This window comes from Shewanella sediminis HAW-EB3 (assembly GCF_000018025.1).
GTDB classification, from domain to species: Bacteria; Pseudomonadota; Gammaproteobacteria; order Enterobacterales; family Shewanellaceae; genus Shewanella; species Shewanella sediminis.
In genome coordinates, this window is record NC_009831.1 from 3,360,414 (window position 1) to 3,381,927 (window position 21,514).

Sequence of the window (21,514 nt, forward strand, 5' to 3'; positions counted from 1 at the left end):
GTTGTGACTTAGACACTTACATACTCATGTAAGTCAGCGTTAGCCAAGCTTAGACCACAATCCCACTTTATTGCCTTCGCTGTCGATAAAGACACTCATAAATCCACACTCCCCCCCTTTAATCGGGGTTACGGGCAGTAGCACATTAACCTCAGCCGTATGCAGCTTCTCAACCAGTGGGGTCAGCTTATCGCTGAGATGCAGATAAAGGAGGCTACCGTCGGTGCCGGGCTTCATCATCTCATGCTTAACCAAGCCAATACTGGCCGCTTCCCTCTCTTCGGTTTCCAATATGGCCATCTCCATGCCATCCATGGTCTTGCGGGAAAAACTCACATTAAAATGGGTCTCGTAGAAATTGACGGCTCGGTCCATATTGTCGACGGCTATCTCGCCCCAGACCAAAGGTGCTTGTTGTAACATAATACTCTCCTTGTTGAATGAATAACTCACCAACAAGAATACGCCCACCCTACTGACAGCGTAGTGTCAGTAGGGTTTTCGAATAATAAAAGTGGTTAGCACCTAAGCCAAATAAAAACAATTTTACTTACCCAACTGGACCCAGGCTCTAATATTTTCACGAACTTCAGGCAGTGGGCGCACGCCCGGTTCCAGAATTACATCATGAAATGCAGCAATATCAAATGCATCGCCCATAATATCACTCGCTCGCTTGCGTTCGGACAAAATCATATCAGCACCAAGCATATAGCTAAGCGATTGGCCTGGCATGGCAATATAACGGTCGACTTCAATTTCAACCTCGGTACGAGACATCACCGTATTTTCCAACATGAAACGAATAGCATCCTCACGCGACCAAGCTCGCAAGTGAAGGCCAGGCTCAACAATGAGACGACTCGCGGTCCAAAGGTGTTTTGTGATCATGCCTTGTCTGTCGTACGTTGAGGAGTAGAGGTTCATTTCATCGGCCAGATATTCAGAATAGAGAGCCCAGCCTTCAAGAATACCGGCATTATAACCCGTGGATGGATTATCCCGGGGGTATGTCAACCATAAGTGGTGCCCGGGTATACCTTCATGAAAAGCGATCACCTCAGCCATAAGCCGCCGCTCATGAGGTCGCGATGGATTGATGATATAGCGGGCTGGGGCGTTGCCTTGTGCCCTACCGTAATAACCAGCTGGAGCGGAAGCTTGCATGTATTTCGGCATTTCACTGACAATAAATTCTTTTTCCGTTCGTTTCGAAAATGACAACAAGCTTTTATCTTGCGCTCGAGCCAGCGCTATTTCTGAGATGGAAATCAACTCTTTAGCGGTAGTTTGATTAGCCAATGTTTGATTACGAAGCTCTGTAAGTATGCTTGCTACCGTATCGCCTTTTTTCCCAGTCGCCAGCAATTGAGTGCGTGACTCATTGAGTAATCGCCTACCGATCACTTCAATTTGATCCTGAGATAGACTTAGGCTAGTCCACCAGGTCACTGCATCTAAAAAGCATTTGTCCCCCCCTTTTAGCCTGGAAAGTCCTGGAGCCATAACAGTTACAGGAAGATATTCGTTATGAAGAAACCTCTCAAATGCTGAAACTGCTGGCACAATATTTTCTGTGATCAACGCATTCCATTGTTGTGCGTTTTTATGTTTGACATTCTTGAAGGTGTATTTTGAGTTCTCACTGGTGAGAGCAGACAAAAGATCGCGAACTTGTTGCTGAACCCGAACAACTACCGCACGCGGCGCAGTCTCTTCAGCGGTGATGCCTACGCGTAACCTCTCTATAGCCTGCGTTAATGCTTCGGGGGTTTCAGACCAGGTAGTGATTGCCTCACTGGCGACATCGGGTCCGGTTGTTATGGTGCTTTGCCACTGTCTGGGCCACTTAACTTGCCAACCGATAACCTGATTAAGGTAACGCAAATCTGTATTGCAGCTTTTAAGTGCCTGCGCGGAAAAACCACTATCCGCTACAAGTTGCTTACCCTGTACACTTGTACAAAACATGATAAGTACAGCCATTAAACAGGTTAAAAATCCTTTCACTTGCATACATCCTCTTTTATTCACTAACGGCCTGCTAATAACTGATAACTGAAAACTGGGCCAAATGCTGGCAGACGATTTAAATTGTAGTTAAAGACCAACATCCACTTTAGCCAAGCATTTATCGGACTGGCTCAACGACACTGGCCCCAGCGAGTTCCGGGGGACTTGACTAACATAACCACTCCCAACCAAGCGAACCACAGGATCTGGCCTAAGCCAAAAACCTCTGTCAGTATGTCGGCTGGATAGATAGTGAGAGTACCGGCCAGACCAACAAACACGCCAAGGTAGTTAAGTAGTTTAGGAAACTCATTGGCTCTGAGTGCAGCAAGACTCAACAGGAGTACCCAGAGCCCGCCAACAATTTCATTTCCGCCGCCCAGAGCGTCGACTAGCGTGTTAATGACCAACCAGATAGTCATAGCTTGCTTTGGATCATCAGCAGAGAGCTCAATCACCACTCCTAAGCCGATATTTGAGATCATTCCGCTCGCAATGACTAAACCAACCCAAACTATGCCAAATATCGAAGCTAGCGCTGAAAGATCCGGAGCCTTGTCTTTAACACGTTGATAAAGTGCCAAGACCAGCACAGCCAGAAAAATCCCAAATAGGATGTACATCCCCAAGTTAACCAGAGATAGGGTTAGTTGGTTATCAGACAGAAAAGTAAATTGTTGTACAGCATTAGCATCCGCGGGAAATTCCCATACTGCACCAAAAAACACAAAAGCCGATATATAGATTACAGCCTCGAAAAGAGCTGCGACTCCCCCCATCTTCTGTAGGCTCTTCATCACTCAATTCCTTATGATTTGAAAACCTATCTAAGCTAACACGGAAATATGCTGTACCCGTTTATGTATATGTAACAAAACCTAACGCCTCAAATCCCCAGTAACTCTAGCCCAATATCGACGGATAAAAATACTGCTTAGAACCGTTAACAGAGTAACAAGCAGCGAACCTTTCTATTAAACGTTTATTCTTCCTATACTCAATAGTGATTGGGTTATCTCAAAACCCTGCGAGGAGTGCGCTATGGGTAAATTACTGTTTCTGTTTATTACCCTTATCCTATTCGAACAGCAGAGCCTTGCGGCATTACCCACGGGTGATTCCGAAAAATATCTCCGCGCCAGAGAGAGTATGGTGCAAAATCAGCTCAGCACACGCGACATAAAAGACAAGAGAGTACTGACGGCAATGAGAGAGGTTCCCAGACATCTCTTTGTCCCGGACCTACTGGTTTTCAAAGCCTATACCGACTCTCCCCTGCCGATAGGTGAAGGACAGACCATTTCACAACCCTATATTGTTGCCCTGATGACGGAGCTACTCGAACTCACCGGCAGTGAAAGAGTGCTAGAGATTGGAACCGGCTCAGGATACCAGGCGGCGGTGCTTTCCCAGGTCGCAAAAGAGGTGTTCACCATTGAGATCAAGGAGAAACTCTGCACTAAGGCCGGCAAACTTCTGGACTCTCTGGGTTATACCAATATTCAGGCCCGCTGCGGTGACGGCTACTTCGGCTGGAACAAGGAGGCGCCCTTCGATGCGATTATGATCACCGCCGCCGTGGATCACGTCCCTCCGCCCCTTCTGGCGCAGCTCAAAGACGGAGGACGGCTGGTGCTTCCCCTGGGAAATCCCTTCAGCTATCAGAACCTGGTGCTGGTCACCAGAAAGGGGGATGACTATAGGGTTTGGCAGATCTCCGGTGTTCTCTTTGTTCCCATGACCGGACATGCATTGAAGGACTCCGGGGAAAAGTAATGGTTCTCGCGGCCGTCTTCCTTGTATCCCTCTCCTCTCTCGCCTTCGAGGTACTTCTGGCAAGGATCTTCTCGATCAGCCAGTGGAATCACCTCTCTTTTATGGTGATCAGCATAGCGCTTTTCGGCTTTGCCGCCAGCGGTACATTGTTGAGCATTCTCGATTCAAGGAAGAAGGAGTGGATAAATCACTTTGCCGCAGAGGAATCGACATCGACTTTAGTGCTTCTCTACAGCTGCTCTACACTTATCTCCTTTATTATTCTTAACAGGCTTCCCCTCGATTATTTCAGGCTTTCACTGGAGTCGATTCAGGCCTTTTACCTTTTTATCAGCTATACGCTGCTGGCTATCCCATTTTTTTTCGCAGGTTTTATTGTGCTGGCAGCTTATCTGCAGCAGCCGGAAAAAACAGGCGTGATCTACTTTGCCAGTATGGCTGGCTCGGCTCTGGGAGCAGTTATCCCCTCCCTGTTACTGCCTTTTATCGGAGAGGGAAAACTCGTTATAACCCTTGCGCTACTCCCTTTGTGTTATCTAGCTGCTGCCGCTTTAATAAAGAGTAAAAAAAATGTCAGAGCCCGTTCTCGAGTCCGGAGTCTGATTTTCCCCCTGATAAGTGCCTGTGCTATTGGACTGGCTGCGGCTCTGCTTCTCACCCCATGGGGCGGCGCACTGGTGGCTGTCACCCCTTCACCCTATAAATCACTGAGCCAACTCCTGCAGTTTCCCCACTCGACTGTAAGGTCGTCGGTGAGCAGCATAACCGGTAGAATAGAAACCGCAACCAGCCCCTATATCCGTTACGCACCGGGACTCAGTCTCAAATACAGCGGTGGCCTGCCCGTGCAGAAATCCATTTTCCGGGACGGAGACGAGCAGCTGGTTCTCTATGGAGAAGAGGGCAAGCCAGAGGCGTTCGATTTTGCGGATTTCACCCTGCCGGCGGTAGGCTACGACCTTGTAACTAAACCCCAAAGCGCACTTCTTATCCTAAAGGGCGGAGGGACCAGTATACCTGCAGCGCTTGCAGCTAAAGTGCCACAGCTGACTATTGTTCATGAGAACCCGAATATTGCCCGAGCTATAGGGGATCATTACAACCTGCCCACAACAACCGAGAATCCACGAATATTTCTCAAACAGTCGCAAAGAAAATACGACATCATCCATCTGGAAAATTGGGGGACATCACTTCCCGGCTCGGCGGCGCTCAGCCAGGAGTACCTTTTCACCACACAGGCCTTCGATGAGTATCTGAACCACCTCTCTGAAAAAGGTCTCATCATCATTTCGCGCAAACTCCTTCTTCCTCCTTCCGATTCGATCCGGCTTTTTTCCACGGCAATGCAAGTTCTGCGGGATCGCGGCAAAAAAAATCCACAGCACCACCTTGTTCTATTAAGAAATTGGGGGATCTTCACGCTGATCATCAGCAAAAATCCTATTCAAAACAGGGATATTCCAATGGAGTTTGCTGAAAAGCTAAATTTCGATATCGTCTATATCCGGGATATGCAGGCTTCTCTTGCCAATCGCTTCAATATTTCCGAACTCCCCCATCATTACCTTGCCGTCGAGCAGCTGATCCGGCATTACAGTGAAAAAAGAGAAAAACAATTTTTCGAGGATTACCTGCTGGATACGGCACCGCAGGATGACGACCGGCCGTTTCCCGGCCGCTATATCAAGTGGGACAGGCTGGGGGATCTATACCGGAGCATGGGAAGCCGACCCTATTCTATGCTTCTTTCAGGCGAGGTTGTCGTTGCCGTGGTCTTTTTCGAGGCGCTGGCCGTCGCAGCCCTGTTATTACTTCTCCCCAGACTCCTGACCAGAGGGAGAAAAGAGAAGGTTCCTGTAGCGCAGAAGATCTATTTTTTCTCCATCGGGGCGGGCTTTATGTTCGTGGAGATCTATTTTATCAAGGCCTATATCCTGCTATTTTCCAACCCAGTGATAAGCTTTACCCTTGTTCTGGCCGGTATTCTGCTCTCTTCCGGGATCGGCGGGTGGTGGTCTCAGAAAATGGGGAGAGATGCCGTTATCTACTCTCTTACGAGCCTCTGCCCGGTGCTCCTTGGGATTGTTATCTTTATGGATCTGATTCTCGATTACCTTCTGGGCTTACCCGAAATCCTTCGCTACCTATCTGCCCTGCTTTTACTGCTAGTGCCGGGCATCTTAATGGGAGTGCCGTTCGCCCTGGGGATGCGCAGTCTCCTTACAACACCTTTACAACGAGCCTATGCCTGGGCGATGAACGGATGCGCCTCGGTCCTCACCTCCATTGCTGCGGCCGGACTCGCCCTGCATTCCGGCATCCCCTCCATTATGCTCTGCGCAGCGGCATTTTACCTGTTAGCGGCTCTTTGTTCTAAAAATGCCAGAACCGAGAAGCGAGCAGAATCAAGCAGTTAGAATCACTTGAGACTGTAATATCGCAACCAAACATCTTTATGAAGTTCATATTTCAGCCACTCCTCACCCGACTCAGTAAAACTCGAATCAAGTTGCATGCCCAGCTTTTGAATCAACAGATGGGACGCCTGGTTATCCTTCATGGCTCTGGCGATGACCCTGTCGACGCCATAACGAGTAAATGCTAATTCCAATACAACTTTGGCTGACTCGAACGCATAGCCCCGATGCCAGAATCTTTGCATCAGTCTAAAACCGATATCCACCTCACCGGTTTCTGCTGACCGCCTCAACCCACAAAAGCCTATATATTCATTGGAGCTTTTCAGATATAGGGACCAGCGGCCAAAGCCATACTTTTTATACTGTTCATAGTTCCGAATAAACTTAGAGACTTCATCAGGGCTGCTGAACGGCTTATCGCCCGTATATTTAAGCACATGAGGGTCAAGGTTAAGCCCGTAAAAACCGGCAACATCGGCTAAAGAGAACCGTCTGAGCACCAATCGCTCGGTTTCTGTTTCAATTTTTGATTCTTCTGTTTCCGCTTCCATCCCCTCTCCTTGTGAGCCTGTATCAATAAAAGGCCGCCCTGGCCTTAATGGCATAGGTTATGAGTGACCTAACCTTTTCCAGTAGTCATAGAGCCCCTCGATATCCGACGAACAGATCAAGCTCATCGCCCCCTTAATCTGCTCATCACTCCATAACCACCACTTCATCTCAAGCAGCAGGCCTATCTCACTTTCACCGAAACGATAAAGAATGTGCCTGGCCGGATTAGAGCCCACAACCGAATAGGGAGCGACATCTTTTGTCACAACCGCACGACTGGCAATAATGGCCCCATCTCCCACGGTGACACCACTCATAATCATGGCTTCGCTGCCGATCCAGACATCATTTCCGATAATGGTATCGCCCGAGCGCTCGAAGCCATCTTTTGCACCTGCAAAGTTTTCATTATCCCGATAGAAAAACGGAAAAGTACTGACCCAAGAGTTTTGATGCCCCTGGTTTCCCGCCATCATAAACACGGCCCCGGAACCAATTGAGCAGTAGCTGCCGATAATTAACTTATCGACATCCGTTCTGTCGGCCATTAAATAACGGGCACAGTCATCGAAGCTGTGATTATGGTAATAGCCTGAGTAGTAGCTGTGTTCACCCACGATGATATTTGGATTCGTCACCTGCTCTTTCAATGATTTGCCCTCGAAGGGGCTGTCGAAATAGTTGTTCAATGTACATCCTCTTTTTGGCTTGTCGAACCGAACGCGACAGCCAGGGCTGGTTATAGCCGGTTATTACAAAACCCGGGGATAATATGCCGCTGATAAAATTTAAGAACTATATTGATTTTCATTTGACCCGTCTATAGGTTCAGGGTTGATGATAGCCCTTCGACAGGCAATTGGTGACTTTATGCTTACAGTAACTCAGCTTGTCAGGAAGTGTGGTATCTCCAGGGCAAGCATCCTCTATTACGAGAGAGAAAACCTGCTGACACCGGCATTTCGCTCGGATAACGGATATAGGTGGTATGGCGAACGTGAGATTGAGCGGTTAAAGGCCATCGTCTCATATCGCTCCTTTGGGATAGCTGTAGCCAATATCGGCACCTTGCTGGATCGTAATGGAGGCCAGTCTCAAACTCAAATATTGAAAGATCACTTCAATGAGTTGGAAAAAGAGATAGCCCTTTTAAAAGATCAGCAGAAAGCCATTCTTGCTTTACTGCAGGAGCCAAAATTGTTGGAGGAAAACATGGTAACAAAAGAGCGTTGGGTAGAGATAATGAAAGCATCCGGATTTGATGAACAGGCGATGCGCACCTGGCATCAAAACTTTGAGAAAATGGAGCCTGAAGAACACCAAAAATTCCTGGAATCACTGGGAATTGATGATGAAGAGATAGCCGCGATAAGAAAGCCGTAAACTAACAGCCTCAAGGACGAGGCATACTCACTCCTTTTACCCGCTACACACAACCAGCTTCAAAATTGTATTTACTCGCGCCGTCAAACAGTGTGCTGCTCCATCTGACGCGACGGCAAGACATTGATTACCCATTTTGTTTTCGAGCGCTTACCAATATTCAGGGTTATTCAATGCCTCTACGCAATAGGAGTTGCCGATAATGGGCTCAAACGCTTCGCCCACCAATGATTGACCCAGCCATCCTTCTGGGTAAGTCATCTTTAAGGGGGCCTTAGCTAATTTCTCACTAATGGGATTAAAACCGACTTTGGAGTAGAAGTTAGGATCTCCATAGGTAAAGACGAGTCCAACACCACGTTCTTTTAGCTGATTAATGCCAAATCGAATCAGTTGCTGGCCAACCCCCTTCCCTTGATAGCTGGTCTGTATGGCTACCGGAGAGAGAAGAAAAGCATTGATCCCACTTTCAAATACCAATCTGGTAAAGACGATACTACCTACGATCTGCTCATCTTCGATAGCAATGAAGCCATAAAGGTCCTGAGGATCGGTTTCCGTCAATAACTGATAGGCTAAGTTTCCTATCAGCATGCCTTCAGACTCTCCTTCTGAGTCTGAAAATACCTGAGTGAATAGCTGCTTAATTTCTGCAATATGACTTGGGCTATATGTTAAAAGCTTCATTTATTGACCTTTATGTTCCTTAAACGCCTTGCTAGCAGCTTGACTGGTCCTGTGATTACCATCTCCTCTGCTTGACGGCTTCGCACACATTTTACAGTTCGTTGCTTCACAGAGCTCTTTGATGATCTATTCACGTGCTTCTTCGATAGATAAATTTAGTGTGCCACTACACTTTATTATCTTTTGGGTCGAAATTGGAAGGTTGTGAGATTTTAGGAAACTTAACTCATCCCAATAGTCATGAGTGGCCGAGTAGTTCAGTGCGCTTTAACAGGCGTGAAATAAGCCTGGCAGAGGAAGCTGAAGAGTAAATTTGTGGGAGTTTTCATTATTGATGTTCATTACCATTTTAATTCCGATACGATTCACAACCTCATCTTCCTATTGAGTATTCCTAACACCAGCATATTTGCAGTGGTCAATATGACTTGACCACTACAAAATAACACTAACGATTATGAGTTCACCTTACTCCGTACTCCATATAAATAGATAAGAATTAATAATATCCAATAAAAGTTGAGAGCTCCCCCACCACTAGATTTGGTAGAGGTAGAGGGAGTGGCAAAAACAATAACTTCAACCGTTCCTTGGCCAGTCCCCCCAACACCATCACTAACCAGATACTCAATTGTATCAGTTCCGATAAAAGATGCTGATGACGTATATTTTAATGTTTGCTCTTCATTAATACTGACAAAACCAAACTCAGCTGTTGCAGACACTATTGTGAGCTGATCATTATCTGCATCAGTATCATTGCCCAGAACATCAATTATTATAGTAACCCCTGAGTTTGTATAAGCTAAGTCATTGTTAACTATTGGCGATCTATTTCGAATTTGAATGGCGACTCTGGCATTATCGTTACCACCATTATTATCTGAAATAACATAGCTAATTTCATCATCGCCTAAATAACCTTCAGGAGCTGAATAGATTAATGTATCGTTACTAATTTCCACATTGCCATGCTGAGCTGTCGCACTCAATATGCTCAATATATCACCATCAGTGTCACTATCGTTTTCAAGTACTTCTATAGTAACCGTTTCATTCTTGCCAATTTCGACTGCATCATCATTAGCAACAGGGAAAGTGTTAGCAGAAGCAAAAATCACAACCCCACCAGGGTCGAAAATCATCCCATTTGCTACACCATCAGCATCATTTGGTCCACCATCTTCTATCATTAACCGAACACACCAATACCCCTCAGTTAACCCAAGTTGGTAGTCTTCACTGTCAGGTGAAGGGCAATAACCCGCTTCACCTTGAGCACTAGCTATCTGATTATTGGCATCTTCGACAAAATTAGTCCAGCCAATACCAGGAAGATACTTTCTGTAAACAGCATCCGTGGGAATTGGTTGTAGTTGTGGCAAAGTAATAGGGTACACCTGTCCTTTGATAATTTGAGAGATAATAAAATCAAAAATGCCACCAATATTTATTGTCTCACTGTCTTCGGGAATCGAATTACTTTGTACGCTGCCATCAGAAAGAATGGCTCCACCGCTTTCTCCTCCCATAACTGCCGCTCCCAAAGATAAACAACCACTGTTATCCCCTTCTATTAAAAAGTTTGAGTTTTGATCAACTTGCTCTACCAAGATATTACAGGCAGCAATATTATCCAGGTAATCAGGAACACCATCAGCATCATCATCCCCAAAGCCTTCGCGAATATCCGGAATGCCATCACCGTCAGAGTCATCATTGGTCAATACTGGCAAGTTGTCTATGATTTCAATAAACAGACTGACTTCATGGCTTAGTGGTTGTACTCCATCATCACTGACTAACAGTTTGACTTCATAGGTACCACTGTTTAATTCAAGAGGGGAAAAAGTAAAGCGAAGTTCATCAATATCTAAATCTATTAACTCTTCCGAACTAGCGCTCCAATCGTATATATGATTGTCGTCTTTGTTACCATCAAACAGTGTCGAGATAACAACTACATCTCCTCCGCGTTGAGATAATAGTATGCTTGAAATTCCATCTTGCTGAACATCAAGTGACACAATAGGAGCAATATTATTTTCAGTAATAATTATATTATGAGTTATTGAATTTGAATTCAGTAACGGATCTAAAGTCAATTGTAATAATTCGTCCCCTTCTGAAATCTCATCATCATAGGTTCTGAATTCAATATGCCCCTCAATACCAGATTCAATAACCAAAACTGTATCGGTTAAATCATGGTCACTGACATCAGCACTGCCCAATAAGCTGTAATTGATCTCTAAAGGATAATCAGGAGAAGCCCCGTTAAGAAGAATATCAACTGTTACATTTTGGCCTTCTGCAACCGTTTGCTCCTGAGACAAATAAATCACCGGGTTTACTTTAACCATTTGTGCGGCTGTCACACTATTCCCCTTGGCGTCAACGGCTTGCCAATACACAAAATGCCTACCTGGTGTGAAATAGTTAGTGTCATCTAATAAAGTAACTGGAACGGGGTTGCCGCTGCTATCTACAGCAACAGCAACTCCCAAATCAACCTGAGTTAGGAATCCGCTGGCATTAATATCAATATTTTCGGGCAGAGTAATAACGGGAAGGCTTTCATCATCCATAGCTAATACGTGGATCAATATTTCTGCGGTCGCGTTGCCATCATTTCCATCGGTAATACCATATTGAACGACTGTATCACCTACAAAGCCGGCCAATGATTGGTATAAAACGGTACTATTATTTTGGACAGTGGTAGCACCTAGATCAGCAGAAGATGCTACAACTGTTAACGTGTCTCCGTCAGCGTCAGTATCATTGCCCAATACCAAGATTTCTATCGATTCACCAGACAGTAAGGTGACCTCATCATCAACCGCCACCGGGTCATCATTATCATTACTGACAGTAATACTAATTGTTCCGTTATTGGAATCCAACTTGCCATCATTGGCCTTATAGGTGAAGCTATCTTCGCCAGCAAAATCATCATCAGGCGTATAAGTTAAGCTGGGAGCTTCACCGCTGAGTACACCATGTGATGGTTGACTAATGACAGAATAAGTTAATGTGTCTCCGTCAGCATCAGTTCCCGTTAATGTAATTGCCAATGTGACTTCTTCATCAGTACTTACAACTTGGTTGGTAATAACCGGAGCATCATTATCATTACTGACAGTAATGCTAACTGTAGCAATATCGGAATCAACAAAGCCATCGTTGGCTTTAAATGTGAAACTATCTAAACCGACAAAATCAACATTAGGCGTATAAGTTAAGCTGGGGGCTTCTCCGCTGAGTACGCCATGTGATGGTTGACTAACGACAGAATAAGTTAAAGCATCACCGTCAGCATCGGTACCAGATAAAGTAATCGCCAGTGCAACCTCTTCGCCAGTGCTTACAGCTTGATCGGTAATAACCGTGACGTCATTTATAGGGGCGATAGCAAGGTTGACAGTGATGCTATCACTCAGTCCATTGCCATCATCAACTTTAACAGCAAAACTATCGCTGCCGTTAAAATCTTGGTTTGGAGTATAGCCAATTACTTTAGATGTGCCAGTACCTGAAACACTTGCAGTACCATTAATAGCTGGCGTTTGAATACTCCATATTAGGGTATTCCCCTGAGCATCCGTTGCATTCAAAGTAAGAGAAAAACTTGTAGGGCTTCCGTCTTCATCCATAGTTACGGCTGTTGAAGTGCCTTGAGTTATTACAGGTGCGGTATTATTCGTAGAAACCGTAACAAAGCCACTTTCCACATTAAAGCTGGTTGAGTTTGCATCAATATTGATCGCAGCAATGGCGTTATAGGTCAAGTTAGCCCAGGACACTTGACCGGCAGTGGCAGCAACAGCCAGGCTGTTACCGTTCGACGTCGTCGATAGTGTCCCCAACGCATTGGTTTCTGCGCCCTGGTTTTCATCGGTTAACGTAATGGTTTCAGTAAAGTCGGTATCGACATTGCCCGCCGCGTCCTGAGCCTGCAGGGTAACGGGTCCCATATTGGCACCTTGAATCACGGCAGATACTGGTTGAGCTGTAAACACCAGCTGTGTCGCGGTGACATCGACCGTTGTACCACTGCCATTGTTCACCGCAGTGGTGGCGCCCATGGTGGTGCCACCGGCGCTGGTGACATTGGTATCACCATCCACCGACAGAATATACGTTTGCCCTTCCGTTAAGCCGGTGTTGTCACCGTAATAAGCATTAACCGTATAGACTTCGGAAAGTCCATCGGCGACTGAAATCGACAGGCCACTGAAAGTGATAGTATCAGCGCCAACGGTGCCGACGACATTGGTTACATCCGGGCCGTTTAAACGAAACACGACTTTGTTTTCATCACCGGTACCGGTAACATTGACCACGATTTGGCTGATATCCATGGTCAACCCATCACTGCTGCCACCATCGGTTAAAGTAAAATCAAAGATATCAACCGCCGCTCCTGTAGTGGTGACAGTAGTCGGTAAGGCGATCGGCTCAGTAACTCCGGCGCTGGCGGTTAAATCGCCATCGATATTTCCCGTGACCGAGACGTTACTGCTTTCCACATTAAAGCTGGTTGAATTTGCATCGATATTGATTGCGGCAATGACGTTATAGGTCAAATCAGCCCAGGACACCTGACCGGCAGTGGCGGCAACAGCCAGGCTGTTACCGTTCGACGTCGTCGATAGTGTCCCCAACGCATTGGTTTCAGCGCCCTGGTTTTCATCGGTTAACGTAATGGTTTCAGTAAAGTCGGTATCGACATTGCCCGCCGCATCCTGAGCCTGCAGGGTAACGGGTCCCATATTGACACTGGTCGCTACTGTAGCACTGGGCTGAACACTGAACACCAGCTGTGTCGCGGTGACATCGACCGTTGTACCACCGCCGTTGTTCACCGCCGTGGTGGCGCCCATCGTGGTGCCGCCGGCACTGGTGACATCGGTGTCACCATCCACCGACAGAATATACGTTTGCCCTTCCGTTAAGCCGGTGTTGTCACCGTAATAAGCATTAACCGTATAGACTTCGGAAAGTCCATCGGCGACTGAAATCGACAGGCCACTGAAAGTGATAGTATCAGCGCCAACGGTGCCGACGACATTGGTTACATCCGGGCCGTTTAAACGAAACACGACTTTGTTTTCATCACCGGTACCGGTAACATTGACCACGATTTGGCTGATATCCATGGTCAACCCATCACTGCTGCCACCATCGGTTAAAGTAAAATCAAAGATATCAACCGCCGCTCCTGTAGTGGTGACAGTAGTCGGTAAGGCGATCGGCTCAGTAACTCCGGCGCTGGCGGTTAAATCGCCATCGATATTTCCCGTGACCGAGACGTTACTGCTTTCCACATTAAAGCTGGTTGAATTTGCATCGATATTGATTGCGGCAATGACGTTATAGGTCAAATCAGCCCAGGACACCTGACCGGCAGTGGCGGCAACAGCCAGGCTGTTACCGTTCGACGTCGTCGATAGTGTCCCCAACGCATTGGTTTCAGCGCCCTGGTTTTCATCGGTTAACGTAATGGTTTCAGTAAAGTCGGTATCGACATTGCCCGCCGCATCCTGAGCCTGCAGGGTAACGGGTCCCATATTGACACTGGTCGCTACTGTAGCACTGGGCTGAACACTGAACACCAGCTGTGTCGCGGTGACATCGACCGTTGTACCACCGCCGTTGTTCACCGCCGTGGTGGCGCCCATCGTGGTGCCGCCGGCACTGGTGACATCGGTGTCACCATCCACCGACAGAATATACGTTTGCCCTTCCGTTAAGCCGGTGTTGTCACCGTAATAAGCATTAACCGTATAGACTTCGGAAAGTCCATCGGCGACTGAAATCGACAGGCCACTGAAAGTGATAGTATCAGCGCCAACGGTGCCGACGACATTGGTTACATCCGGGCCGTTTAAGCGAAACACGACTTTGTTTTCATCACCGGTACCGGTGACATTGACCACTATTTGGCTGATATCCATCGCCAATCCGTCACCGCCGCCGCCATCGGTTAAAGTAAAATCAAAGATATCAACCGCCGCTCCTGTAGTGGTGACAGTAGTCGGTAAGGCGATCGGCTCAGTAACTCCGGCGCTGGCGGTTAAATCGCCATCGGTATTTCCCGTGACCGAGACGTTACTGCTTTCCACATTAAAGCTGGTTGAATTTGCATCGATATTGATTGCAGCAATGACGTTATAGGTCAAATCAGCCCAGGACACCTGACCGGCAGTGGCGGCAACAGCCAGGCTGTTACCATTCGACGTCGTCGATAGTGTACCCGTTGCATCCGTTTCAGCGCCCTGGTTTTCATCAGTTAACGTAACGGTCTCAATAAAGTTGGTATCGACATTGCCCGCCGTATCCTGAGCCTGCAGGGTAACGGGTCCCATATTGACACTGGTTACCACTGAAGCACTGGGCTGAGCAGTGAACACCAACTGTGTCGCGGTGACATCGACCGTTGTACCACTGCCGTTGTTCACGGCCGTGGTGGCACCCATCGTAGTGCCGCCGGCACTGGTGACATCGGTGTCACCATCCACCGACAGAATATACGTTTGCCCTTCCGTTAAGCCGGTGTTGTCACCGTAATAAGCATTAACCGTATAGACTTCAGAAAGACCATCGGCGACCGAAATTGTCAGGCCACTGAAGGTGATGGTATCAACGCCAACGGTGCCGACGACATTGGTTGCATCCGGGCCGTTTAAGCGAAACACGACTTTGTTTTCATCACCGGTACCGGTGACATTGACCACTATTTGGCTGATATCCATCGCCAATCCGTCACCGCCGCCGCCATCGGATAAAGTAAAATCAAAGATATCAACCGCCGCACCTGTGGTGGTGACTGTTGTGGGTAAAGCGATCGGCTCGGTGACTCCGGCGCTGGCCGCTAAATCACCATCGGCATCAGCTAATGCAACTCCATTCACTGCCAAAGAAGAAATAATTAGCAATATCTTAAATAACCAAGCGAAAACTCTGGTTTTCTGAGGGAATGAGCTGAATAACATATTGAGATGCCTGCGAGTTCTTGTGTTTGATCTAAATATTAGAACAATTGTTACAATTGCAGGTGTTTTTTATGAACATTGTTACAGCTATCAACATTATTTTATGCGTATTATTCATCCGTCCATAAAACTTGGGACAATCCATTGATAAATAATAAATAGAAATAGAAAGCATTCAGGAAGTGAGGGGCTTGCCCCCGTTAACAAAAGAGCTTTGTCGACACCCTATACATGCCAGTGTAATTAGTAGGTCATTACAAAAAGCGGCTGTTAAGACTGAAATAAGAAAAAAGGTTAATTGCCATACATTTCGGCACTTCTTTGAAACTCACTTGCTAGAACAAGACAATGATATTCGAACGGTACAAGAGTTATTGGGGCGTACCATCTTATTAACGATGTCAAAGCGACTCAGATATACACCCATGGACTTGACTAACATTATGCGGGGACAGTTAGTCCAACAATTCCTTCTTGACGTTTTTTTGATTATCAATGATTAAATTGATTTAGGTGAGACTCATTTACCTACGGGGTATGGGGGTAAATACCCACGACCGCCTTTAGGTTAATTACTCACTCCCATAGATCCGTCATTTAGCGTGCTGCCATAATTATCCAGTTTGCGAAATAACCGACGAAATAGATAAGTTTGTATATTGATTTGAATTTGGTAGCAAAAATAGACAAATAGTAAGACTCGCCTGTTGACTTGCGGTAGTTCATATGTGTTTATGCACAATCCAGTTCCTGTTTAATTAACTGTTCGAGTTTGTCAGAATCGCTATTTAGGTATACCGGAATGTCCACTTTATCCACTATTAATGTCTCAAACACCCTTCGCCAGGTCGAAGAAATTTCTAAGCCAGCCGCGACACAATTGAGCTTACCCAGGTTTTGATAAGAGTTAATTAACTGCTCAACTGCTTCAGGAGTTAAACCGGCAATATTTTTAGGGTGCTCTAGTAAAGCCCAAGGTTTATCATGAGGAGCGATCGAAGCTATTTTCTTATGTAATTCAATAATTCCTTGTTCATTGAACCCTCCTGAAGGGAAAACATGAACAATATTATTCATAAGTTCAATTTTATATTCTCCATGAGGTTCCATATTCGCTCCGAAGCCAGATAACCCTATACATAGATAAGTATAATGCGCGTTTCCCCCCTCCAGGCAATAAAAAAACAGAACACTTATTTTCACATTTGTTCAAGCAGTTACATTGCTTTGCGTAGGTCGTATTATATGAATTTTATTATCCATATGCTTCACCTGCTACGAGCCGGTGTACACTTCAACCTTAAATAAGCCATCCTGTTATTCAGAGCACCACTGAGGTCAATGAGCAAGTGGTGCAACCCCGGTGGCGGGGTTATCGGCTAAACCTATGTCTCTGGCGTGTTGCTCAAAACCTTTGTTTTTCCAGAAGAAGGCGCCAGGCATGGTCGTTGGGATCACTAAGTTATAAAACAGCGCCCTGCCGATCATCGCCGTGATCAGGTTAATCAGACTTACGCTTGCCCAGGCAATGAGGTAAAGCGGCTCATTTGCTATCGATTGACTCGCCGGAGACTCACTCACTTCTAAGAAGCCCGCTAATAACAAGCCGCTCGCGGCGAGAATATTAACGGCCAGTAACACGTTGCGTAGCAGGTAAGTTTTACCGAAGCTGGTGCACTGGATGTAATGTGCGGCGCCGCCTTCATCTTCACTTCGATTAAATGTCCGGTTATGACCGATAAGACCTACGGCCTCGATAACCAGTCCCGCAGTAAATATGAAACCAAATGCTTGTACTGCGCGCATCAAAGGCAAAGGCTCGACTGCGGTTGAAAGCAGCATAACCATGCAGCTCACCATGGCTCCCAGAGACAAACTGTTGCCCACAAAGCTGGTCGCCGTTTGCCAATGGTTCCAGAACGGCCTCGCCTTAATCTGGTAACACTGATTCATGTAATACAAGCCCGCTAATCCCGAAGCGCTAGCCAATAGCCCGGTGATTACGACGCCATTCTCAAGCGGCAGAGTTGATGTCAGCAAGGTTAGGTCTAGCCCTAAACTGGTCAGCATTGTATTTACCCAGAGATTGGATGGTGCAAGAAGCAGCGCAGTCAGTCCCAAAAAGGCCGAAAACAGCGCTAATCCGAATCCTTCACGACTCATGGGCGAGTAACGCAGATTATTGAAGCCACGATAGAAACGAAAGGGCCTACCCAGATGTGTCACGCTCATAAACAGGCCTAATGATGTCATCCCTAACGACAAGAGCACCAGAGGCAGAAAGAGGTTCGATGCCATAAACAGCTTAAAGGTTTCTACGCCGAATAAAGCCCCTGAAAAAGGAATGATAAAGGTGCCCAGCGCCGCCTGAACCAGCAGAGTAAACAGGACCAGCGGATTTTCACGGCTGTTAAGCTTAGGCAGATTCCAATAGATCTTCTTACCGACTTTTTGATCTACCTTTGGACGATATTGACCATCGCTGCCTTTACAGTATTTAACCGGCATATCATCGGTGCGCGTCATCTCCTCGGGCAGCGATTTGGTTTGTTGAAAACGGATATTAGGCTGAGTGATCTCGGGCGATGGAAAGCCCGGAATGGTGGTTTTGCACTGCTCACGATTTTCGGGGGTATTTTCTATCACACCGAAATCCAGCGCATTACCCAGACAGGCCGACACACAGGCGGGCTTTAACCCCACCTCGAGGCGGTCGACACACATGTTGCACTTAGAGACCCGTCCCTCAACCGGATCCAGCTGCGGGGCATTGTAAGGACACACCCAGGTACAATAACCGCAACCGAAACAGGTTTCAGGGTCTTGCAAGACGGCGCCATACTCGGCGTGTTTAGTGTAGGCCCGGGTCGGACACCCTTTCAGACAGACCGGGTCGTCACAGTGGTTACAGGCCATGGAGATGTTCATTCGCTTGTGATCCGGATAGGTGCCTCCTTCGACGTAACCCACAGAGCGAAATGCCAGATGAGCGGGATTATCATTTTTCTCCGAGCAGGCCGACTCACAGGCATGACAGCCGATACAGTTATCGGCGGTGAAGAAGAAACCGTGTTGCTTATTACGATCCGGATTCGTCCCGACCTCAGGATTACCGTTAATAAACAAGGATCGCCCCACCGGGTTGTCGGTCAACTCCACCAGATCGATACGTTTGCCGTAACGGTTTTCAATTTCACTCTTATTCCCGGGATCGGGCAGATAGGCATAGGCCTGCTCTTGGGGGCGCACCTCCCAATGGTTGGAGCGCCCCAACTGCTCCTGTCCGACTTCGGGTCGATTAGATGCCGCTTTTATCGTTTTCCCGGGCATATATACACCCACATCCCCACACTTTGGAGATACCTTATCTGTTGCGCCTTCAATGGTAGATCTGCTCATAAATCGCTCCTTAAATTCACCCGGTTTTTATCACGTTAAAACGCGCGGCGCTCTGCATTGATGCGTGCGGCCTCGGCCTGTTCGATAGGTTCGATACGGGTTGCACACTGTTTAAATGCCGGCTGCCTCGAGTGTGGGTCGAGCAGCCCCAGAGTTAAGCGGTTCACGCAGTCGTGAAAATGAAACGGGATAAACACCATGTTGCGCGGCACTCTTTGGGTCAGTTGCACCAGTACGACGGCGTCCCCGCGGCGGCTGGTGAGACGAACATAACTTTGGTGCTCGACACCCAAGGCCTGCGCCGCATCCGGGTTCATCTCCATGTAAGCGGTTGGACTGAACTTATTGCAGTTGCCGATTTTTCCGGTGCGGGTGCGGGTATGAAAATGCTCCACCACACGCCCACTGTTGAGCCAAAACGGATATGCCTGACAGGGTTGCTCGTTGTTGTTATAAAAGCTGATTGGCAGCAGGTTGGCTTTACCATTGGGCGTCGGAAAAATACCATCGCTGTAGAGTCTCGCGATCCCCTTAAGACCGACCTCATACTCCCGGTATGGCCACTGGATCCCTTTGGCCGCCTCCAATTTGGCGTAGCTCATGCCTGAGATATCTAACTGCCTCGGCTGACCATTGGCCAGCCTGCCCTTTGATAGGTATTTCATCTCTTCGAACGCCCCTTCGGGCGCCTCGGGAAAATGGATCATCTGACCGTTATCGAACCGCTTGGCCATTTGATTGAAGATCCAAAAATCCGGCTTGGCATTTTTAAAGGGGGGCATCACATTGTTAATAAGGTTAACCCGGCGTTCGGTATTGGTGTGTACCCCCTCCTTTTCAGCCCAGACCGATGCGGGAAGATAGACGTGGGAATATTGGTTGGTTTCCACATCTTGATAGACATCCTGGATCACCAAAAAATCCAGCTTCTCCAGTGCCTTTCTAATGCGCGCGGTATTGGGCATTGAGGTCATGGGGTTGGTCGCGACGATCCATAAGCCCTTTATCTCGCCGGTTTCGATGGCCGCAAAGATATCGGTTTGTGAGAGACCACGCTTCTTGGGAAAGAACTCAGGATCTATGCCCCAGAACTCGGCTATCTCATTCCTGTCGGCTTCATTTTCAAGGTAGCGATAACCGGGCAGCCCGGAGCAGGATGACCATTCACGGGTGCCCATGGCATTGCACTGACCCGTGATCGACAAACTGGTGCCCCCCGGCTTACCAATATTACCGGTCACCATATTCAGGTTATTAATGTTGGCAACGCCATCTGAGCCATGGGTCGATTGGTTAATGCCCATGGTCCAGATACTCATGGCCGTCGGCGCCTTAGCATAGATACGGGCAACACTACGTATGGTATCTTCATCGATACCGCACACATCTTGTGCCTGCTTAGGGTTGTAGTCCTGAACCAGCGCCTTAACCTCATCGAAACCCTGAGTGTGGGCATCGATATAGTTCTGATCTTGCAGGCCTTCGTTAATGATCACATGCATCATGGCGTTGATCAGCACGCAATCCGTGCCCGGTGTGATGGGCAGATGAATATCGGCAAATTGCGCCAACATGGTCACGCGGGGGTCGACCACAATTAAGGGGAAGTGACGCTTCTCCAGTGCCTCCTTGAGACGCCAATAGATGATGGGGTGTTGCTCGGGAAGGTTGGAGCCAAATGCGATTAAACAGTGGGTATGCTCAAAATCATCATAGCAACCCGGCGGTCCATCTGCGCCGAATGAGCGTTTATAACCGCTCACCGCCGATGCCATACATAAGGTGGTGTTACCGTCATAGCTATTGGTGCCGATAACGCCACGGGCTAACTTGCCTAAGGTATAAAACTCTTCAGTCAACAACTGACCCGACGAGACGATAGCGAAGGCATCACGGCCATATTTTTGCTGAATATGTTTTATCTGCTGCGCCGTGGTATCCAGCGCATGGTCCCAGGAGGTGGGCTTAAAAGGGTTAAAATGTTTATCACGAATAAGCGGCTCAGTGCCTCGGCCCGGGCTATCGAACAGCTCATGCTCAAGAATGCCTTTAATGCATAATTTGCCACGGTTAACATCGGCGCCGGCATGACCTCGTGTCGTCACTATCTTTTGCTGCTCATCTAAACCTATCTCGATGGAACAGCCCGTAGAGCAATAATTACAGGTGGTGTATTTCCACTCTGCCACCTTCTTGGCGGGTATTGCAATCGGCTTTCTCTTCTTGCGACCAAACAACATAATTTCTGCCCCGGTTCCAATAACTTAACTCTCCCGAACCAAA

At 47.3% G+C, this 21,514-nt stretch carries 14 protein-coding genes; 4 read left to right on the forward strand and 10 right to left on the reverse strand.

Annotated elements, in window-relative coordinates; all coding sequences use genetic code 11:
• Window positions 1-39 precede the first annotated feature (39 nt).
• From SSED_RS14575 to SSED_RS14585, 3 genes are all read right to left on the reverse strand, one after another.
• A complete protein-coding gene (locus SSED_RS14575; RefSeq protein WP_012143124.1) occupies window positions 40-423 on the reverse strand; it encodes a VOC family protein in 384 nt (127 codons plus the stop codon).
• Window positions 424-546: 123 nt separating this feature from the next.
• The gene (locus tag SSED_RS14580) at window positions 547-2,016 is read right to left on the reverse strand and encodes a DUF885 domain-containing protein (protein ID WP_012143125.1); all 1,470 of its coding nucleotides are present in this window, start codon (window positions 2,014-2,016) and stop codon (window positions 547-549) included.
• A 128-nt stretch (window positions 2,017-2,144) separates the two neighbouring features.
• The gene (locus tag SSED_RS14585) at window positions 2,145-2,810 is read right to left on the reverse strand and encodes a DUF4386 family protein (protein WP_012143126.1); all 666 of its coding nucleotides are present in this window, start codon (window positions 2,808-2,810) and stop codon (window positions 2,145-2,147) included.
• Between the two features lie 244 nt (window positions 2,811-3,054).
• On the opposite strand from SSED_RS14585, the gene SSED_RS14590 reads away from it, so the two are divergent.
• Both SSED_RS14590 and SSED_RS14595 read left to right on the forward strand, forming a co-directional pair.
• Window positions 3,055-3,789 carry a protein-L-isoaspartate(D-aspartate) O-methyltransferase gene (locus SSED_RS14590; RefSeq protein ID WP_012143127.1) on the forward strand — a complete coding sequence of 245 codons (735 nt, stop codon included), beginning with the start codon at window positions 3,055-3,057 and terminating at the stop codon, window positions 3,787-3,789.
• Window positions 3,789-6,209, forward strand: a complete 2,421-nt coding sequence (locus SSED_RS14595) for a spermidine synthase family protein (protein ID WP_012143128.1) — start codon at window positions 3,789-3,791, stop codon at window positions 6,207-6,209. The genes SSED_RS14590 and SSED_RS14595 overlap by 1 nt, the downstream gene beginning before the upstream one ends.
• 2 nt (window positions 6,210-6,211) lie before the next feature.
• Here the strand turns inward: SSED_RS14595 and SSED_RS14600 are convergent, their stop codons facing one another.
• Complete coding sequence (locus SSED_RS14600; protein ID WP_041421714.1) at window positions 6,212-6,763, reverse strand: GNAT family N-acetyltransferase; 552 nt, start codon at window positions 6,761-6,763, stop codon at window positions 6,212-6,214.
• Between the two features lie 57 nt (window positions 6,764-6,820).
• A complete protein-coding gene (gene catB / locus SSED_RS14605; RefSeq protein ID WP_012143130.1) occupies window positions 6,821-7,453 on the reverse strand; it encodes a type B chloramphenicol O-acetyltransferase in 633 nt (210 codons plus the stop codon).
• Window positions 7,454-7,634: 181 nt separating this feature from the next.
• Between catB and SSED_RS14610 the strand changes: the two genes are divergently transcribed.
• On the forward strand, window positions 7,635-8,147 hold the full coding sequence (locus SSED_RS14610; protein ID WP_041422198.1) for a MerR family transcriptional regulator: 513 nt from the start codon (window positions 7,635-7,637) through the stop codon (window positions 8,145-8,147).
• Between the two features lie 150 nt (window positions 8,148-8,297).
• On the opposite strand, the gene SSED_RS14615 is transcribed toward SSED_RS14610, so the two are convergent.
• Both SSED_RS14615 and SSED_RS14620 read right to left on the reverse strand, forming a co-directional pair.
• Window positions 8,298-8,834 carry a GNAT family N-acetyltransferase gene (locus SSED_RS14615; protein ID WP_012143132.1) on the reverse strand — a complete coding sequence of 179 codons (537 nt, stop codon included), beginning with the start codon at window positions 8,832-8,834 and terminating at the stop codon, window positions 8,298-8,300.
• Between the two features lie 455 nt (window positions 8,835-9,289).
• Window positions 9,290-15,775: an Ig-like domain-containing protein gene (locus tag SSED_RS14620; RefSeq protein ID WP_190273159.1), complete on the reverse strand. Its 6,486-nt coding sequence runs from the start codon at window positions 15,773-15,775 to the stop codon at window positions 9,290-9,292.
• A 239-nt stretch (window positions 15,776-16,014) separates the two neighbouring features.
• On the opposite strand from SSED_RS14620, the gene SSED_RS24135 reads away from it, so the two are divergent.
• On the forward strand, window positions 16,015-16,335 hold the full coding sequence (locus SSED_RS24135; protein ID WP_317623647.1) for a tyrosine-type recombinase/integrase: 321 nt from the start codon (window positions 16,015-16,017) through the stop codon (window positions 16,333-16,335).
• A gap of 229 nt (window positions 16,336-16,564) precedes the next feature.
• Here the strand turns inward: SSED_RS24135 and SSED_RS14625 are convergent, their stop codons facing one another.
• The 3 genes from SSED_RS14625 to SSED_RS14635 all read right to left on the reverse strand — a co-directional run bounded on the left by SSED_RS14625 (window position 16,565) and on the right by SSED_RS14635 (window position 21,471).
• Window positions 16,565-16,942, reverse strand: coding sequence for a hypothetical protein (locus SSED_RS14625; RefSeq protein ID WP_012143134.1), 378 nt, complete (start codon window positions 16,940-16,942; stop codon window positions 16,565-16,567).
• A 228-nt stretch (window positions 16,943-17,170) separates the two neighbouring features.
• Window positions 17,171-19,231, reverse strand: coding sequence for a DmsC/YnfH family molybdoenzyme membrane anchor subunit (locus tag SSED_RS14630; RefSeq protein WP_012143135.1), 2,061 nt, complete (start codon window positions 19,229-19,231; stop codon window positions 17,171-17,173).
• A 35-nt stretch (window positions 19,232-19,266) separates the two neighbouring features.
• Window positions 19,267-21,471: a molybdopterin oxidoreductase family protein gene (locus tag SSED_RS14635; RefSeq protein WP_012143136.1), complete on the reverse strand. Its 2,205-nt coding sequence runs from the start codon at window positions 21,469-21,471 to the stop codon at window positions 19,267-19,269.
• Between the last annotated feature and the right edge of the window lie 43 nt (window positions 21,472-21,514).

Excerpts from the sequence above, each read along its gene's own strand:
- SSED_RS14595 (WP_012143128.1), top strand. The coding sequence starts at position 3,789 with ATGGTTCTCGCGGCCGTCTTCCTTGTATCCCTCTCCTCTCTCGCCTTC.
- SSED_RS14635 (WP_012143136.1), bottom strand. The coding sequence starts at position 21,471 with ATGTTGTTTGGTCGCAAGAAGAGAAAGCCGATTGCAATACCCGCCAAG.
- SSED_RS14575 (WP_012143124.1), bottom strand. The coding sequence starts at position 423 with ATGTTACAACAAGCACCTTTGGTCTGGGGCGAGATAGCCGTCGACAAT.
- SSED_RS14600 (WP_041421714.1), bottom strand. The coding sequence starts at position 6,763 with ATGGAAGCGGAAACAGAAGAATCAAAAATTGAAACAGAAACCGAGCGA.
- SSED_RS14590 (WP_012143127.1), top strand. The coding sequence starts at position 3,055 with ATGGGTAAATTACTGTTTCTGTTTATTACCCTTATCCTATTCGAACAG.
- SSED_RS14610 (WP_041422198.1), top strand. The coding sequence starts at position 7,635 with ATGCTTACAGTAACTCAGCTTGTCAGGAAGTGTGGTATCTCCAGGGCA.
- SSED_RS14625 (WP_012143134.1), bottom strand. The coding sequence starts at position 16,942 with ATGGAACCTCATGGAGAATATAAAATTGAACTTATGAATAATATTGTT.
- SSED_RS14585 (WP_012143126.1), bottom strand. The coding sequence starts at position 2,810 with ATGAAGAGCCTACAGAAGATGGGGGGAGTCGCAGCTCTTTTCGAGGCT.
- SSED_RS14630 (WP_012143135.1), bottom strand. The coding sequence starts at position 19,231 with ATGAGCAGATCTACCATTGAAGGCGCAACAGATAAGGTATCTCCAAAG.
- SSED_RS14615 (WP_012143132.1), bottom strand. The coding sequence starts at position 8,834 with ATGAAGCTTTTAACATATAGCCCAAGTCATATTGCAGAAATTAAGCAG.
- SSED_RS14580 (WP_012143125.1), bottom strand. The coding sequence starts at position 2,016 with ATGCAAGTGAAAGGATTTTTAACCTGTTTAATGGCTGTACTTATCATG.